General features: G+C 69.7%; 16 protein-coding genes. 6 read left to right on the forward strand and 10 right to left on the reverse strand.

What is annotated here, in order from left to right; translation table 11 throughout:
* Positions 1 to 286 precede the first annotated feature (286 nt).
* Both QFW81_RS12965 and QFW81_RS12970 read right to left on the reverse strand, forming a co-directional pair.
* Positions 287 to 2,080 carry a sensor domain-containing diguanylate cyclase gene (locus QFW81_RS12965; protein ID WP_280579304.1) on the reverse strand — a complete coding sequence of 598 codons (1,794 nt, stop codon included), beginning with the start codon at positions 2,078 to 2,080 and terminating at the stop codon, positions 287 to 289.
* A gap of 427 nt (positions 2,081 to 2,507) precedes the next feature.
* Positions 2,508 to 2,699: a hypothetical protein gene (locus tag QFW81_RS12970; protein ID WP_280579305.1), complete on the reverse strand. Its 192-nt coding sequence runs from the start codon at positions 2,697 to 2,699 to the stop codon at positions 2,508 to 2,510.
* Between the two features lie 122 nt (positions 2,700 to 2,821).
* Here QFW81_RS12970 and QFW81_RS12975 point away from each other — a divergent pair, with 122 nt between their 5' ends.
* From QFW81_RS12975 to QFW81_RS12995, 5 genes are all read left to right on the forward strand, one after another.
* Complete coding sequence (locus tag QFW81_RS12975) at positions 2,822 to 3,301, forward strand: hypothetical protein (protein ID WP_280579306.1); 480 nt, start codon at positions 2,822 to 2,824, stop codon at positions 3,299 to 3,301.
* A gap of 12 nt (positions 3,302 to 3,313) precedes the next feature.
* Positions 3,314 to 4,837 (forward strand): XVIPCD domain-containing protein, encoded by a 1,524-nt coding sequence (locus QFW81_RS12980; RefSeq protein WP_280579307.1) that lies wholly within the window; start codon positions 3,314 to 3,316, stop codon positions 4,835 to 4,837.
* Positions 4,838 to 5,027: 190 nt separating this feature from the next.
* On the forward strand, positions 5,028 to 5,546 hold the full coding sequence (locus QFW81_RS12985) for a glycine zipper domain-containing protein (RefSeq protein WP_280579308.1): 519 nt from the start codon (positions 5,028 to 5,030) through the stop codon (positions 5,544 to 5,546).
* A gap of 161 nt (positions 5,547 to 5,707) precedes the next feature.
* The gene (locus QFW81_RS12990; protein WP_280579309.1) at positions 5,708 to 6,214 is read left to right on the forward strand and encodes a YciE/YciF ferroxidase family protein; all 507 of its coding nucleotides are present in this window, start codon (positions 5,708 to 5,710) and stop codon (positions 6,212 to 6,214) included.
* Between the two features lie 93 nt (positions 6,215 to 6,307).
* Positions 6,308 to 6,616, forward strand: a complete 309-nt coding sequence (locus tag QFW81_RS12995; protein WP_280579310.1) for a hypothetical protein — start codon at positions 6,308 to 6,310, stop codon at positions 6,614 to 6,616.
* Positions 6,617 to 6,685: 69 nt separating this feature from the next.
* Here the strand turns inward: QFW81_RS12995 and QFW81_RS13000 are convergent, their stop codons facing one another.
* The 4 genes from QFW81_RS13000 to QFW81_RS13015 form a co-directional block, all read right to left on the reverse strand.
* Positions 6,686 to 7,579 carry a universal stress protein gene (locus QFW81_RS13000; protein WP_280579311.1) on the reverse strand — a complete coding sequence of 298 codons (894 nt, stop codon included), beginning with the start codon at positions 7,577 to 7,579 and terminating at the stop codon, positions 6,686 to 6,688.
* Positions 7,580 to 7,589: 10 nt separating this feature from the next.
* Entirely contained in the window at positions 7,590 to 9,074 is a 1,485-nt protein-coding gene (locus QFW81_RS13005) for a SulP family inorganic anion transporter (RefSeq protein WP_280579312.1), read from the reverse strand.
* A gap of 301 nt (positions 9,075 to 9,375) precedes the next feature.
* Complete coding sequence (locus QFW81_RS13010) at positions 9,376 to 9,522, reverse strand: hypothetical protein (RefSeq protein WP_280579313.1); 147 nt, start codon at positions 9,520 to 9,522, stop codon at positions 9,376 to 9,378.
* 29 nt (positions 9,523 to 9,551) lie between these two features.
* The gene (locus QFW81_RS13015; protein WP_280579314.1) at positions 9,552 to 10,673 is read right to left on the reverse strand and encodes an ATP-binding protein; all 1,122 of its coding nucleotides are present in this window, start codon (positions 10,671 to 10,673) and stop codon (positions 9,552 to 9,554) included.
* A gap of 169 nt (positions 10,674 to 10,842) precedes the next feature.
* Here QFW81_RS13015 and QFW81_RS13020 point away from each other — a divergent pair, with 169 nt between their 5' ends.
* A complete protein-coding gene (locus QFW81_RS13020; protein WP_280579315.1) occupies positions 10,843 to 12,171 on the forward strand; it encodes a DUF2254 domain-containing protein in 1,329 nt (442 codons plus the stop codon).
* A 233-nt stretch (positions 12,172 to 12,404) separates the two neighbouring features.
* On the opposite strand, the gene QFW81_RS13025 is transcribed toward QFW81_RS13020, so the two are convergent.
* The 4 genes from QFW81_RS13025 to QFW81_RS13040 form a co-directional block, all read right to left on the reverse strand.
* Positions 12,405 to 13,529 (reverse strand): ATP-binding protein, encoded by a 1,125-nt coding sequence (locus QFW81_RS13025; protein ID WP_280579317.1) that lies wholly within the window; start codon positions 13,527 to 13,529, stop codon positions 12,405 to 12,407.
* A 280-nt stretch (positions 13,530 to 13,809) separates the two neighbouring features.
* The gene (locus QFW81_RS13030) at positions 13,810 to 14,772 is read right to left on the reverse strand and encodes a cation efflux transmembrane domain-containing protein (protein WP_280579318.1); all 963 of its coding nucleotides are present in this window, start codon (positions 14,770 to 14,772) and stop codon (positions 13,810 to 13,812) included.
* Positions 14,773 to 14,878: 106 nt separating this feature from the next.
* Positions 14,879 to 15,373: a transporter substrate-binding domain-containing protein gene (locus QFW81_RS13035; RefSeq protein WP_280579319.1), complete on the reverse strand. Its 495-nt coding sequence runs from the start codon at positions 15,371 to 15,373 to the stop codon at positions 14,879 to 14,881.
* Between the two features lie 196 nt (positions 15,374 to 15,569).
* Positions 15,570 to 15,764: a hypothetical protein gene (locus QFW81_RS13040; RefSeq protein ID WP_280579320.1), complete on the reverse strand. Its 195-nt coding sequence runs from the start codon at positions 15,762 to 15,764 to the stop codon at positions 15,570 to 15,572.
* Positions 15,765 to 15,868: the final 104 nt, after the last annotated feature.

A 15,868-nucleotide genomic window follows, 5' to 3' on the forward strand; every position in this document is an offset into this window, starting at 1 on the left:
CCAGCATGCCGGAGGCGATGGTGGCGGCGCGCATGGAGCGGGCGATCGGCGGCGCAACGGACCGGTTCGCATGCGTGGGGAGGCCTGCACGGAGAGGGCCGCTGCGGCCGAGGACAGCCGGAAGGCAACGGAGAAAGCCCACGTGCCGGTCGCGTGCCGGGCGCGTGGCCGTGCGGCGCGAGCGGGGCGGTGTCGTCTCGACCGGCCACCTGCGCGCTCCGCAGCGCAGGGTGCCCGTCGTGGTCTGCGCCGGGGGCGCACCGGGCGCGTGTGTGCCGGCGGCGTATCAGCCGGTCGTCGCGACGTGGTAGCGGTTGCGGCCCGCCTTCTTCGCCACGTACAGCGCGGCATCGGCGCGGGCCATGAGTGTGGCGGCGTCCACCGGCTGCTGCGCATGCGCCACGCCGATGCTGGTGGTGACCTCGAGCGTGAGCCCGCCGGCGACGATCGGCCGGCCCATGGCCTCGATCACCTTGCGCGCCACCGCCTCGGCACCGTCGGCGGAGCCGTCTTCGAGCAGGATCACGAACTCGTCGCCGCCCAGGCGCGCGACCAGGTCCGTCTCGCGCACGCTCTCGCACAGGCGACTGGCGAAGGCCTGCAGCACGGCATCGCCGGCGGCGTGGCCGTGGTCGTCGTTGATGGTCTTGAACCGGTCGATGTCCATGCCCAGCAGCGCGACCGGCGTGCCGTGGCGCTGCAGGCGCTTGCACGCCAGCGAAAGCCGTTCGTCGAACTGGCGGCGGTTGGCGAGATCGGTGAGCGCATCCACGCGCGACTGTCGCTCCAGCTCGCGCCGGCTCTCCTCCAGCGCCTGTTCGGCGGCGACACGGCGGCTGATGTTGCGCGCGGTGATCATCAGGTCGGTGCGGCCGCTGCCGTCGTCTGCCGGGATCGCGCGGCTGACGGCTTCGACCCAGACGTAGTGGCCGTCGCGGTGGCGCAGGCGGTACGTGTCGGTGCGCGGCTCGCCCGAAGCCAGGGCGTCGGCCATCGCCAGCTCCAAGGGCTGGCGGTCGTCGGGGTGCACGATCTCCCAGCGCGATCCGAGCAGTTCCCCGGCCTCCCAGCCGAGCATGTCCATCGCCGCGGGCGAGACGTAGATGCGCTGGCCGTCGGCACGCAGGCGGGTGATCGCATCGTGCGAGTGATCGGCCAGCATGCGGTAGCGCCGTTCGCTGTCGCGCAGGCGGCTGGCGAGCCGGTCCCGCTCGGCCAGGGCCAGGCACACCGGGATGGCCATCAGGCAACCGCCGGCGATGTACAGCTGGATCAGCGCGATGCGGCCGGTGTCGTCCAGCCCCTGCTGCCACAGCGGGCCGTGGCCGAGCGTGGTCAGCGTGGCGGCCACCAGCGCCATCGCGATCACGCCCACGCCCGCGCCCACGAACCGGTGCCGCATCGCCACCAGCAGCAGTGGCGGATACGCGAGGAACAGCACCGCGTACTCGGTGAGAAACGCGCCGGCGGTGACCGCCACCAGCAGCGCCAGCGTGGCGACCAGGCTGGTGGTGCGCCCGGGTGCGACGAACAGGCGCGAGCGTTCGCGCTGTGCGACCAGCGTCATCGTGGCCACCACCACCATGCCCAGCACGTGCGCGGAGAACCAGCGGCCCACCGCGGGCAGGAAGGGTTGCGCGTGCAGCGCATGCGCCACGCCCGCGGCCAGCACGCCCGAGGTGGCGCAGGCCAGCAGGGTGGCGGCGATGGCGATGCCGCCCATGCGCATCCAGTTGCGCGGATCGCGCGTATCCGGCACCAGTCGCCGCACCGCGCCGGCCACGCCCAGCGCTTCGATCAGGTTGCACGCCGCGATGGCGACGGCATACAGGGGTTCGTCCCCCGCCAGCATGCGCGCGGGCAGTTCGGCGACGAACGCGACCGCGAGATAGCCCGGCCAGCTCGCGGTGCGTCGCGAGAGCAGCCACCCGGCGAGGATGCCGTTGCCGACCCAGATCGCCGCGAGTTCGCCCGGTCCGCGTGCCAGCGTGAGCGACAGCCATGCAGTGGAGGCGATAAGCGCCGCCAGGATGCAGCGGTCGAACCAGTAGGTGCGCGACCAGGTCGGGCGAGTGGCCATGCGGGCCTCGCGTGCGGGATCGCGTGCACTGTAGGCAGATGACGGCGCGATGTCATGCCGCGGTCGCGTCACGGCGCCGCAGTCGGATCCATCGATGCCCGCTCGACGAAGGCAATCGCGCATCTGCACGCGTATTCCGGACGCGTATCCCGGTCGCGTAGCCCGGTCGCGTAGCCCGGATAAGCGCAGCGCATCCGGGATCTCACGGCGCCCGGGATGCGCCGCGCTTTCCAGGCGACCACCATGCGAGCCACCTGCAGGCGCAATCACGCGTCCTGGCGCGTGCTCCTGCCGCTTCACGGTAGAAGGGAGCGAAGCACAGTCAAGGATGGACGAGGGTGTACGAGGACGCTGGGGCGGGCAACGCATCAAGACGCCGCTGTCGCCCGCGCACGTCCGGCTTCATCCCACACCGCGCCCTTGGCGCCTAGCGCATCCCCGCCGGCGGCGGAATCTCCGGCGTGCCGTTCTTCGGCGTCCCGAGCGTGGCCTGCAGTACGGCGGCCGTGATCGCCAGCGCGAACAACACCAGAAACCCGTAACCGATGAGTTTGCCGAGACGCCGGTCCGGCCGGCGGAATTCCTGCGCGTTGGGCTTGTCTGGAGTGGTCATCGGCATGTGTCCTGACTCGAATGCCCCAAGCCTGCGCGGGTGGGCGTCGGCTGGTTGTGAACGGGCCCGGTTCTGAATAACATCGATCCATCAGCCCGCATGGCCCAGCGCGGGGATGGAGAAAGGCGATGGAACGTCTAGGCACCGTGTTGTTTCTGGCCGCCATCCTGATCGTGCCGGATTCCGTCCATGGCACCCCACCCGGTGAATCCGAAACGGGCAGAACTGCGAAGGATGAATCGCGGTCCATTGCGGAGCGGGTCGCGGCACGTGCGGGTGACGTCCCGGCGGCCCAATCGATCGATCGTTTTCCATCCCAGTTGTTCGGAACCTGGGATCTTGGCCCGAGGCCCTGCCGCCTTCCGGTCAACGAAGACAGCGATTCGCCGATCCGGATCGAAGCGGAGTTGATACAGGGATACGAGCATTTCGAAACGCCCGTCAGGGTGGAGCGCATTTCAGACATGCCCACCGCCTGGCGCATCACGACGTCGGAAACTTATCTGGGAAGCCAGGTCACCGACGACGTGCGGATCTTTGTGGCCGATGGTGACAGGCTCGTGATCACGAGCGGGGCAGAGACACAGCAATACCGGAAGTGCCAGTAACGGAGAGCGGCCATGTCGAATCAGCCAGGGACGGCTTATACGGTACGACAGTACGTGTTCGACGCGCGTGGGGAGCGCAATGAAGATGTCAGGCGGTTCGAAGACCTGGTCACCCACCATCCGCGCGCAAATGCCGACGCCCAGATGGAAGATGGCCGGATCATCGAGGTGGAACGGCCCTCCAGGCGCTCGCATGCGTTCATCGGCGGTGCCTATCAGGAAGTGGAAACGGCCAGGACCGATGAGTACCGGACGTTGAAACCCGACCAGGTCCTGCTGATCAAGGACTTCATTCTTGAGCAGAATGGACGCAGGGCGCTGGACGTACCCGCCCCCATCTCAGGTGTTGTAGGTAGGGTCGATGCGCCAAACGGGATGGTCGAGGTGCTTGATCGCGAAGGCGGAGATGTCGTCGCACGCGTTCGACATCTGAATCCGATTGCAGTGGCCAGCGGCGATCACGTGTCGTATGGCGATACGCTCGGCACGCAGAACAACCAGGGTCTGCGACTTCCCCGTGGGTCGCGTGTCCACGTCCATATCGAGATGGACACGAAGCATTACCAACAGTTTGGGCGCTACGTCGATGATCTGGCGAGCGGAAGGCTCACAGTGGAGGCGCGGCACCGTTCCAACGTCCCACCGGGACCGCTCGACAGCGACGGCACGTTCCGTATCGGCACCTCCAGCGACCGCATCGCCACCGTCCAGCGCGCCCTGGCCGCCGACGGCTATCGCGCCACCGGCGAACGCCCCATCACCGTCGATGGCGTCTATCGCGCCGACATGCAGGGTGCGCTGCTCGCGTTCCAGCAGGACCATCGGATCCCGCAGACCGGCGATGTCGATCCGGCGACGGTGCAGGTGGCGCTGCGGGTGAATCTGGACCGGCCATTGGGACCGGCGGGGCGGACGCCGCTTCCTGCGATCGACGCCTTGCCATCCCCACTGCGCGAGATCGGGCTCGGACTCGATCCACGGTTCACGCCGCGCCACGGCGAACCCGCGCCCGATGCCGGCCATCCTGCCGACCCGGCGCGTACGCAGCGCGCTCCCCGCCACCATGCCCATCCCTTCCACGATCCCACTCCGCCGCTCGAACGCCCGCGCAAGCCCGACGCACCCGGTCATCCGGACCACGTCCTGCTCGAGCGCATCCGCGACGGCGTGCGTGCGTTCGACGCGGATGCCGGCAAGCCCTGGGACACGTATAGCGAGCGTCTGAGCGCGGGCCTGCTGGTCCGTGCGAAGGCGTCGGGGTTCGATGGCGGCGACGCGGTGCGCGTCGCGGCCAGCCGTCCGACGGATGCGTCCGCCGCCGGCGAATTCGTCTGTCTCCTGCGTCACGGCCCGACGGCTTCGCCCGATCCCGCGGAGAACCTCGTCCGGGTGCGCGTCGTCGATGCGCTCGCGATCCCGGTCGACCAGCACTATGCGCAGCTCGAGCGCATCGACCGCGAACGCACTGCCGTGCGCAACGCTGCGGTCGAACACGCGATCGGGCCGCCGGGACAGGACGTCCACGCACTCGGATGAGTTCTCCGGTGAGGGCGGCCGGTCGACCGAACCGGAATCCGTGTGCCCACCGCGCAACGTTTCCTCCACGTGTCTGAACTCGGGAACCGCCGCGTTCAGTGAAGCCTGCGCCCGCAACACGCCCCTCTCACAGGGCGAGTCGCACCTTTGGCGCCGGCATTCAGCCGACCCCACTTCCAGGAGCATGGCAATGACGAACCCCAACGATGACAGCCGTCTCGACAAGCAAGACGCGAACCGCGATCCCATCACCGGCACCCCCGGCGCGCATCCCGTCGGTACGGGTGTCGGCGCTGCCGCAGGCGGCGTGGCCGGCGCCGCGGTCGGGTCGGTCGCAGGTCCGGTGGGCACGATGGTCGGTGCTGCGGTCGGCGCGGTGGCTGGCGGCCTCGGTGGCAAGGCCGTGGGCGAGCGGGTGAACCCGACCGTGGAAGAGGCCTACTGGCGCGAGAACTACAGCGCCGAGAGCTACCACAAGCCGGAATTCGGCTACGAGGACTACGCACCGGCGTACCGCACCGGCTACGAAGGCCGCGCGCGCTACAGCGATCGCGACTTCGACGCGGTTGAAGGCGACCTGCGCGCGGAGTACGAGCGCGGCCGCGGCAACTCGCGGCTCGAGTGGGACGATGCGCGCAACGCCACCCGTGCCGCCTGGCACCGCGTCGAGCGCGCCCTGCCGGGCGATGCGGACGGCGACGGCCGCTGATCCCGCGCGCATTCGCGTGAACCCGACAACCAGGCCCCACGCCGGGCCTGGTTGTCTTCCCCGGTATGACGGTGGCCGCATAAGCACCGCCGCCGTCGGACCGGCCATCGGCGCTCCGCGCTCCGGAGCGCATCCTCCACTACCGTAACGGAGCAAGCGACATGTCAGTGAAGAACTTCGAAGAACTGTTCATCCATGAGCTTTCGGACACCTACAGCGCCGAGAAGCAGATGTCCAAGGCACTGCCCCGGCTGGTACGCGCCGCGGACAACCCGAAGCTCGCGGCGGCGTTCGAGGCTCACCTGGAGGAGACCCAGGTGCAGATCGAGCGCATCGACCAGATCGTCGAGCTGATGGGCATCAAGCTCAAGCGCATCAAGTGCGCCGCGATGGAAGGGCTGGTCGAGGAAAGCAAGGACGTCATCGACTCGATCGAGAAGGGGCCGCTGCGCGACGCGGCGCTGATCGGCGGCGCGCAGAAGGTCGAGCACTACGAGATCGCGGCCTACGGCACGCTGGCGGCGCTCGCCAAGCAGCAGGGCCAGCGGGATGCGCTCAAGCTGCTGCTCGAGACGCTCAAGGAAGAGAAGGCGACCGACGAGAAGCTCACCATGCTGGCCGAGCAGGGCGGCAACGAGCGCGCCCAGGCCGACAGCAAGGCCGCCTGACCGTCCGACAGCATGCGCTCGGGCCGGTGCCGCTCCGCCTCCGGGCGGGGTGGCGCTGGCCTGTCCCGCGTGCAGATCGGACGCGACTTTGCAATGCACCTGATCCAGCTGTTCCTTCCCCTGTACGACAACGACGGCAAGCCGTTCGCCAAGGCGGCGCTCGCTGCCGTGCATGTTGAACTCGCCGATCGCTTCGGCGGCGTGACAGCATTCGCCAGGTCGCCTGCCGTCGGCGCCTGGGAGGATGACGGCGGCCGGGTGCGTCGGGACGAGGTCGTCCTGTTCGAAGTGATGACGCCACATGTCGACCATGGCTGGTGGGCCACGTATCGGGACGAACTGGAACGGCGTTTCCGTCAGGACGAGATCCTGATCCGCGCGAGCGCGATGGAGCGGCTGTAGACGGCTTGGATCAGGCGGTGGCAGGCACCGCGGCGGCCGTCGAGGCTGCGCACATGACGTCGCCGCCGGCTAGCGGAGCAACAGCACGGGAACGCGACAGGTCCGCAGCACGCTGGTGGTGGTGCTGCCGACGATCAGCTGGCGGATGCGCGAATGTCCGTAGGCGCCCATCACCAGCAGGTCGATCTGCTGCGATTTCACCTGCTGCGCGATCACGTCGTCCGCCTCGCCTTCGACGATGGCGCCCTGGCCGTCGATTCCGGCGGTGGCCAGTGTGGCCAGCGCCCACTCGAGGTTGCGGCGGTTGGCATCGGATGGCGCACCCACCGTGACCACCTCGATATTCAGGCCCCGGAACAGCGGGCTGCCGGCGACCATCTCGACGCCCTTGCGCGTGGTGGCGCTGCCGTCGAACGCCACCAGCACCCGCGTAATCTCGGCATAGGCGCGCGACACCACCAGGATGGGCCGGTGCATGGCGCGGACCACGCGCTCCACCTCGCTACCCAGGTGGCCCCTGGCGAAATCGGCGTGTTCGCCGCGCTTGCCGAGCACGAACAGGCGCACCTGCGCCTCGTGCTCCGCCAGGGTGTCGACCAGCGCGCCGTGGCGCAGACGGCTCTCGGCCTGCACGCCGTGGAACGAGACCGCGATCGCCTGCGCGTGCCCGAGCAGCGCGCGCCCGCAGTCCTGCGCCAGCCGGCTCCTGGATTCGTCGAGCGCCGCCAGCTCCTGGAGCAGGGTTTCCCGGGCGCCGAGCGCGAGGTTGCCGCTCAGGTCGCTGCTGGGGGCGTGTTCCGGATGGCGGTCTAGCACGTGCAGGTACTCGAGCGGTGCATCCAGCCGCTTCGCCGCCCATGCCGCGTAGTGCGCCACGCTCTCGCTGTAGACCGATGGATCGATGGCCGCCAGTACGCGTCCGCCGATGTTCAGGTGGGACTGTCCGATCGTCTGCTCTGTCATCGCCCTCTCCTCAGTGACCCATCAGCCGTTCGACGGCGTCGGGCTTGTCGTGCACGCCCAGCCGGTCGACCAGCGTTGCGCTGGCCTCGTTCATGCCCAGCAGTTCGACCTCGGTACCTTCGCGGCGGAACTTCAGCACCACCGAATCCAGCGCACCCACCGCGCTGAGGTCCCAGAAGTGCGCGCGGCCGACGTCGATCCGCACCCGCTCGATGGCTTCGCGGAAATCGAACCCGGCCACGAACTGGTCGGCCGAGGCGAAGAACACCTGGCCCGTGACGGTGTAGTGGCGCGCGCGACCCTCGTCCTCGGACGTCGACCCGATGTGCAGCACCTGGCCGACCTTGCGTGCGAAGAACAGGCCCGACAGCAGCACGCCGGTGAACACGCCCTTGGCCAGGTCGTGGGTCATCACCGTGACCGCCACGGTGGCGATCATCACCAGGCTCGAGGTTTTCGGATGGGTCCTCAACCCCTTGAGCGAGGCCCAGCTGAAGGTCCCGATCGAGACCATGATCATCACCGCGACAAGGGCAGCCATGGGAATCTGCTTCACCCACGGACCGGCGAACACCACCAGCAACAGCAGGAACACGCCGGCCACCAGCGCCGAGAGGCGGCCGCGGCCGCCGGATTTCACGTTGATCACCGACTGCCCGATCATCGCGCAGCCCGCCATGCCGCCGATGAAGCCTGAGGCGATGTTGGCCACGCCCTGGCCCACGGATTCCCGGTTCTTGTTGCTGGGCGTATCGGTCAGTTCGTCCACGATCTTCGCCGTGAGCAGCGATTCGAGCAGGCCGACGATCGCCAGCGTGACCGAGACCGGGAAGATGATCGCCAGCGTCTCGAGGTTGAGCGGCACGTCGGGCAACAGGAACACGGGCAGGCTGTCGGGCAGTTCGCCCATGTCGCCCACGGTGCGGATATCGAGCTCGAGCGCGATCGCCACCACCGTCAGCACCACGATCGCCACCAGCGGCGACGGCACCGCGCGGGTCAGGCGCGGAAACAGGTAGATGATGGCCAGGCCGGCGGCGGTCATCGCATAGACCGTCCACGGCACGTCGATCAGTTCGGGCAGCTGGGCGAGGAAGATCAGGATCGCCAGCGCGTTGACGAACCCGGTGACCACCGAGCGCGAGACGAAACGCATCAGCGAACCCAGCCTGAGCATGCCGGCGATGATCTGCAGCACGCCGGTGAGCAGGGTGGCGGCCAGCAGGTACTGCAGGCCGTGTTCCTTGACCAGGCCGACCATGACCAGGGCCATCGCGCCAGTCGCGGCCGAGATCATGCCCGGGCGGCCACCGGTGAACGAGATCACCACAGCGATGCAGAACGAGGCGTACAGGCCGACCTTGGGATCGACGCCGGCGATGATGGAGAACGCGATCGATTCCGGGATCAGTGCCAGCGCGACGACGAGGCCGGCGAGCAGGTCGCCGCGGATGTTCCCGAGCCATTCCTGGCGCAGGTTGGACAAGCTGTTCAAGGTCGATGATCCGATGCACCCGGCGTGGGCCGGGACGTCTGTGACGGGATGGCGCGGCACCTGCCCTGCAGCGAGGGCACTCTCGGGTCGGAAACGGAGAGACTAGGGTGGCGTGATCACAGAGGAGGTCGGGCGAGGCGGCGGCTGGCGTGCCAGCGAGGCGGCGAAGCATACCATGGCATGCTGCATTGCGTCATGCGACAGCGGGCGCCGCAGATGCTTGATCCGCCATTGCGCTCGGCAACCGAATGCGCCGACGCGCCGAGCGGCGCGTACCAGGGGGGCGACGCCCAGCGTTGCGTCAGTGACGCGGCAGTTCGATATGGAACGCGGTGAAGCCATCGTCCGATCCGGCGCGGATGCGGCCATCGTGGGCCTTGACGATCCCGCTCACGATGAACGGACCCAGCGCGACTTCGAGGCCGCGGTTCCGGGGCCTCGTTCGCATGGGCTGGAGGCCCGGGCGAACACCGCCGATCAGCCGCGCGGCAGCTGCAGGTGGAAGGTGGTCGATCCGTCGCGCGAGTCGGCCTGGATGCTGCCGCCGTGCGCCTTGGCGATCTCGCTCACGATGAACAGTCCCAGGCCCAGGCTCGCGCGCTCGGCCTGGTCGCAGGCGGCCACGCCGCCCCGTTTGAGCGGCTCGAACAGTCTTTCCAGCGTCTCGGGAGGGATCGGAGCCCCGGGGTTGCGCACCGACAGCTGCGCGTCCTCGCCCCGGGTGCGCAGTTCGACGTCGATCGTGCAGTCGGCAGTCCCGTACTTGTGGGCATTCACCACCAGGTTGGCCAGCGCCTCGCGCACGCGGCTGGCATCGAACAGTCCGTGCACCGGGCCGTCGGCCTGGTAGCGGATCCGCGCCTCAGGCATCGAGTCCCGCAACAACTCGATTTCCTCGGCGCAGGCGTCGGCGAGGTCGGTGTCCTCGCGACGGACCTCGAAGCCGATGCCCATCTGCGTGCGGTTGTACACCAGCAGCTTGTCGAGCAGGTCGCGCATGTGCTCCCCGCTGCGCAGGAGGCGCTGCGCCGCCCGCGCGAGCGGCTCGCCGGCGGCCATCCGCCCGATCATCTCCGACGTGATCAGGATCGCGGTCAGCGGGCTGCGCAGGTCGTGGCCCAGCACGCCGAGGAACAGGTTGCGCCAGCGTTCGGTTTCGCTCGCATAGTGGCTGACCGATTCGGCGATGGCCTCGTCGATGGCCTCGTTGAAGCGCGCGATCTCGACAGTCGAGCGCGCGAAGCGGTCGGGCGCGTCGGCCCAGCCGCGCAGCACGGACGCCCGCAGGGCGCGGTACTCGGCGACCAGGTCGGCGATGCTGTATCCGCTGCGCGCGCGGTGGAGGGCGTGGGTCCCGGCCGCGGACATGGCCTGGTCCGGATCGCCCTGGGTGCGGCCCTCGGATTTCTCGATCTCCTGCGCGCGCGTCTGCGGCGTGCGCAGGTCCTGCACCACGGTCTCGATGATCTGCGGCAGGTGGTCGCGCAAGGTGGCTTCATCCAGCGGCCGTCCCACGTCGACGGTGCGCGCGAAGGCGATGGCCTGCTCGACGACCGTCTCGGCGTTCTCCTCGATGAAGTCCGCCAGCGTGCTGTCCATGTCGTGTCCCCCTGCGTGGGGATCCCCCGGGGTCGATGCTACGCCCCTGTGGGCGCGCCTCCCGTCACCCTCCCGTAACGGCGGCGCATTCCCGTCCACCCGGCGAGCGACCGTTCTCGCGCCCTCCACGTGGACCGGACCACACTCCGCGCTCTCACTGGGGCGAAGCATGGCCGACCGGATCTCGAGCGGGGCGCTGGGCAAGCTCGCCGTGAGCCTGCGGTCGAGCTTCTGGTTCCTGCCCGGCTGCATCGTGCTGGCGTCGATCGGCCTGGCCGTCGGGCTGGTGGCGCTCGACCGGCAGTCGGGGAACGGCGCCGACGCGCGCGGGGCCGCGCTGTGGGCGGTCGGTGCCGACGGGGCCCGCGAACTGATGGCCACGATCGCAGGATCGATGATCACGGTGGCCGGCGTCGTGTTCTCGATCACCATCGTCGCGCTCGCGCAGGCTTCCACGCAGTACACCTCGCGTGTGCTGCGCAACTTCATGCGCGACCGGGGGAACCAGGTCGTGCTCGGCGTGTTTCTCGGCGTGTTCGCCTACTGCCTGTGCGTGATGCGCACGATTACCGGCAACGAAAGCGAGGGCTTCGTGCCGCAGGTGGCGGTGACCTCGGGCCTGGGGCTGGCGCTGGTGGCGGTGGCGTTCCTGGTGTTCTTCATCCACCACGTGGCGGCATCGATCCAGTCGGGCGCGATCGCCCACGGCATTGCCGCCGACACCCTGTGCACGATCGACACGCTGTTTCCCGACCCGCTCGAGGGCGACGAGGTCGTGCCCGGGAACGAGGCCGGCGACGGGCTGCACTGGCATCCGGTCATCGCGACGCAGATGGGCTACATCGAGCGGGTGGACTACGACGCCCTGCTGGCGTTCGCCCGCGAACGCGACGTGGTGGTGCGGATGAAGGCCAGCCTCGGCGACTTCGCCAGTCCCGACCTGCCGATCGCGAGCATCGGCACGGCGCGTGCGCCCGGGGCCGGGGACTCGCGCCGCCTGGCCGGGATGTATGCCATCGATTCCTACCGCACCATCGAGCAGGACGTGGCCTTCGGCATCCGCCAGCTGGTCGACGTGGCCCTGAAGGCGCTGTCTCCCGCCATCAACGACAGCACCACCGCGGTCACCAGCCTGGACTATCTGTCGCTGCTGTTGCGGCGCCTCGCCGGACGGCGCGTCCAACCCCGTCCCCTGCGCGACGCGCAGAAACTGCGCGTGCTGCCCGCCGGCCCGGGGTTCGAGCGCCTGCTGGCGCTGGCGTTCGACCAGATCCTCGAGAATGCGCACGGCAATACCACCGTACTGCTGCGCCTGCTGCGGGCGCTCGAGGAGGTGCGCGGCGGGACCGCGTCTCCCGCCCGGCAGCGGTTGCTCGATGCCAGGCGCGACGTGGTCGCGGAGGTGGCGCGCCGGACGGCTCCCGACAGCGATGCACGTCGACGGATCGAGGCGCAGCTGGCCGGTGCGATCGCGGGGGACGACACGACCGGTGCCTAGTCTGCGGTCGGGATGCCCCGAACCGCTGTGGCGGGACCGCGTTCGGGCGCACGCAGGCGATCGGCGCCCGGGAAGGCGACGACGGCGCAGTGCGGCGCGGCGAGATGGTGCTGTTCGAAGTGATGGCGTGCAGGGGCGATACGCCCCGCATGTGCCAACCCGGATGCGGTCGCCAAGGCACGCATGTCCTCGTGCCCGGCAAGCCGATCCGGGAACGGCGCGCCCCGCGCTCGTCAGTGGCGCGGCAGTTCGATGTGGAACGCTGTGAATCCGTCGTCCGATTCGGCGTGGATGCGGCCACCGTGCGCCTTGACGATCTCGCTCACGATGAACAGGCCCAGGCCCAGGCTGGTGCGTTCCTCCTCGTCGCTGGAGGCGACCACTGCGCCGCGGATCAGCGGTTCGAACAGCACCTCGAGCTTCTCGCGCGGGATCGCCTGCCCGGCGTTGCGCACCGACAGGTGCACCTTGCCGCCGTCCCCGCGCAGCCGCACCTGGATCTCCTCCCCGCGCGTGCCGTACTTGTCGGCGTTCACCACCAGGTTGTCGAGCACCTCGCGGATGCGGGCGGCATCGAAGCGGCCCTGCAGGTCGCCCTCGGCATCGAAGCGGATGCTTGCCATCGGGAACGACGAGCGCAGGTGTTCGATCTCCTCGGCACAGGCGACGCCCAGGTCGACGGGCTCGCGGCGGATCTCGAAGGCGATGCCCATCTGCGCGCGGTTGTAGACCAGCAGCTTGTCCAGCAGGTCGCACATGTGCTCGGTGCTGCGCACCAGGCGCTGGGCTGCGCGCTCCACCGGCTGCCCGGCCACGCTGCGGGCGATGCTCTCGGACGTGAGCAGGATGGCCGTGAGCGGACTGCGCAGGTCGTGGCCCAGCACACCGAGGAACAGGTTGCGCCAGCGCTCGACTTCGTCGGCGTAGTGGCGCACGGATTCGGTGATCGCTTCGTCGATGGCCTCGTTGAAGCGCGTGATCTCGCCCGGCGCGCGCGCGGCGCGTTCGGGCACTTCCATCCACTTGCGCAGCACCGACGCGCGCAGGGCGCGGTACTCGGCCACCAGGTTCGAGATGCTGTAGCCGCTCAGGGCGCGGTGCAGGGCGTGGGTGCCGGCCGCGGATATCGGTGCACCCGCGACCGGGACGGCCCGGCCTTCGGATTTTTCGATCTCCTCGCTCCGGGTCTGGGGCCGGCGCAGGTCGGCCACGACGGAGGCGATGATCTCGGGCAGGTGATCGCGCAGGGTGACGTCGTCCAGGGTGCGCCCGACGTCGATGGTGCGGGCGAATTCCACGGCGTCCGCGATGATGGTTTCGGCGTTGTGTTCGAGAAAGTCCGCGAGGCTCTGGTCCATGCAAGGGTCCCTTTGACTGGGGCTGCTTGTACGTGTCCGGGCGTTGCTTGGGGAAGCGCTGGCCCGTTCAGGTTGTTCACCTTGCCAAGGGCGCCGTGGTGGATCCGTTAGGCGGGCGGGCGTCGCCGGACCAGCGTTCGGGTTTGTGATCGGGTGGTGAAAGCGGCCATCTCCCCTTCGGCGCCCACGCGCCGGACGCACGTCGCGCGGAGGGCGACCAGGTCTGTTTGGTCCCCGTGGAACCTGCGCCCGCGCGCCCCGTCGGCCCGGGCGTGATCGCCTAGACGGTGGGGCGATCCGGAACGCCGCCCGAGAGCGACACGTCGATCTGGTCCAGGCGCCAGTCCAGCGCGTGGGCGATCGCGCGCACCTCTTCCACCTGCGCGGCAGTCAGGGTGCGGTTGCCGATCAGCACGATGCCGGACAGATGGAATCCTTCCTCGTGCAGGCGCACGCCGCACCCCTCCATCCACGGCAGCGCGGCGATTTCACGGCACAGCCGTGCGGGCAGGGGATCGGGTTCGCTGCGGTCGAGCTTCTGCGGGCGTGCATCGTGCAGGTCGCGCACCGCGCCGCGCAGGTTGGTGGCGCCGTCGTGCAGGATGCTGGCCGCGATCACCAGCGCGGACACCGCGTCGGCCCACCACCAGCCCAGGCCGATCCCCGCCACGCCCACGATGCCGGCGGCGGCGGTCATCCAGTCGGCCTTGCCCACGTCGGCATCGGTATGCAGCGGCTTGAGCGAGAGCGCCTTCGCCAGCGCGAGCTTCTTGCGGCCCAGGATCACCGGCGGGATCGCCGACACCGCGAGCGCCGCCATCATGATCCAGCCCTGCCAGACCACGTGGCCGGCCACGACCACGCTGCCCACGACCGGACGCGTGGCGGTGAACAGCGTATGCAGGCTCTCGTACACCAGCGCCAGGCCGACGCCGGTGAGCGCGACCGCGGAGATCAGGAAGTTGGTGTCGAACGCGCGCTCGCGGCCGGTGATGTATTCGTGGTCCACGCCCTTGCGGCGGAAGTGGCTGGCCACCAGGAACGCGACCGACGGCAGCAGGCTCAGCACGTCCTCGACCAGCGCGGTCTTCATCGCCTGCGATCCGCCCATGGCCAGGAACATCAGCACCGAGACCAGCGACATCCACAGCAGCGTCCAGGCGCACAGCCGCTCGGCGCGGTGCAGCGCCTGGCGCTGTTCCTCCGGAAGTTCGCGCGAAGGAGGGCGGGGCGCGACGCTCACGGGAGGTCGCTCCGCCGCGGAGCGCGTGGCCGGCGGGTCGCGCGGCGGTCGCCCGCGGCCCGACTGCCGGGCGGCGGGTCGCGGGGGCGAAGCGGCGGCGACCCGCTCATCGCCGGTCCCCGTGCTGCACGAGGAAGCTGTCGAACGCGAGGTGCCAGGCCGACTGACCCGGCGGCAGCGCGATGCGGCGCTCGGGCAGGGGGGCATCCCCGCCAGGGCGTGCGCGCAGCGGCTGCGACCAGCCGACCCTCGGCTTCCACGGCGAGGTGCGATGGTGACCGCCGACCACGGCGTGCAGGTGGGCGCGTTCCAGGTCGCGCATCAGCGCATCGTGCCCGCCGGGTACCCATTCCAGGCGATAGCCCCGCGCATCCGCGTAGCGCTGCAGCAGCTCGGGTTCCGGCCCGGATACACGCCCGTCCGGTGCGACCAGCACCCACGGCGGATCGTGGCTCGCGCCCACGCGCATGCCCTGTTCGTCCGCGCGCTGCGTCATGTCGTCGGCGTCGCGCGGATAGCCGCTGCAGGCCGCCAGGACGAGCGTCAGCGCCAGCGACAGGGCGGTGCGGATCCAGGGATGCGGTTGCGTGCGTGCGGGCATGCGGCCTTATGGACGCACGGGTGTGAAAGCACCGTGGGCGATCACGCGCGCGTGTCGATCGGGGGCGCGTCCACACCAGTGTCGGCAGACGGCAGGGCTGCGGGCGAGCTGCCCGGGTCAGGAGCGCCGCGGACGACGTAGAGCGGTGACGAGGGTGCCGGTTCCAACGGCGCAGGTGCGCTCCGCGGGGGACGCGTCACGGTGTTTCCAGCGACGCCTGCAGTGCGGTGGCGAGCGCGGCATCGCCGCTGACCAGGTCCTGCCAGCGCAGTTCGAGGCCTTTGCGCCGGCCCTTGGGCACCAGCTTCAACCCGTCGGGGTCGAGGGTGAGCGTATGGGGCTTGCCGTCGATGAGGACTTCGCGGCGCAGGGGTTTGTCGAGAGGTGTCATGGGCGGATCCCGGCGAAGCGATGGGAGACGTGTGTGCACGCGCCGTTCCAGGGAACGATCGGGCCTGGTCGGGGGCGTGGAGGGCTCGGAGGCGGGGTGGCGTG

Origin of the sequence: Luteimonas kalidii, from assembly GCF_029887935.1 — a bacterium.
GTDB classification, from domain to species: Bacteria; Pseudomonadota; Gammaproteobacteria; order Xanthomonadales; family Xanthomonadaceae; genus Luteimonas; species Luteimonas kalidii.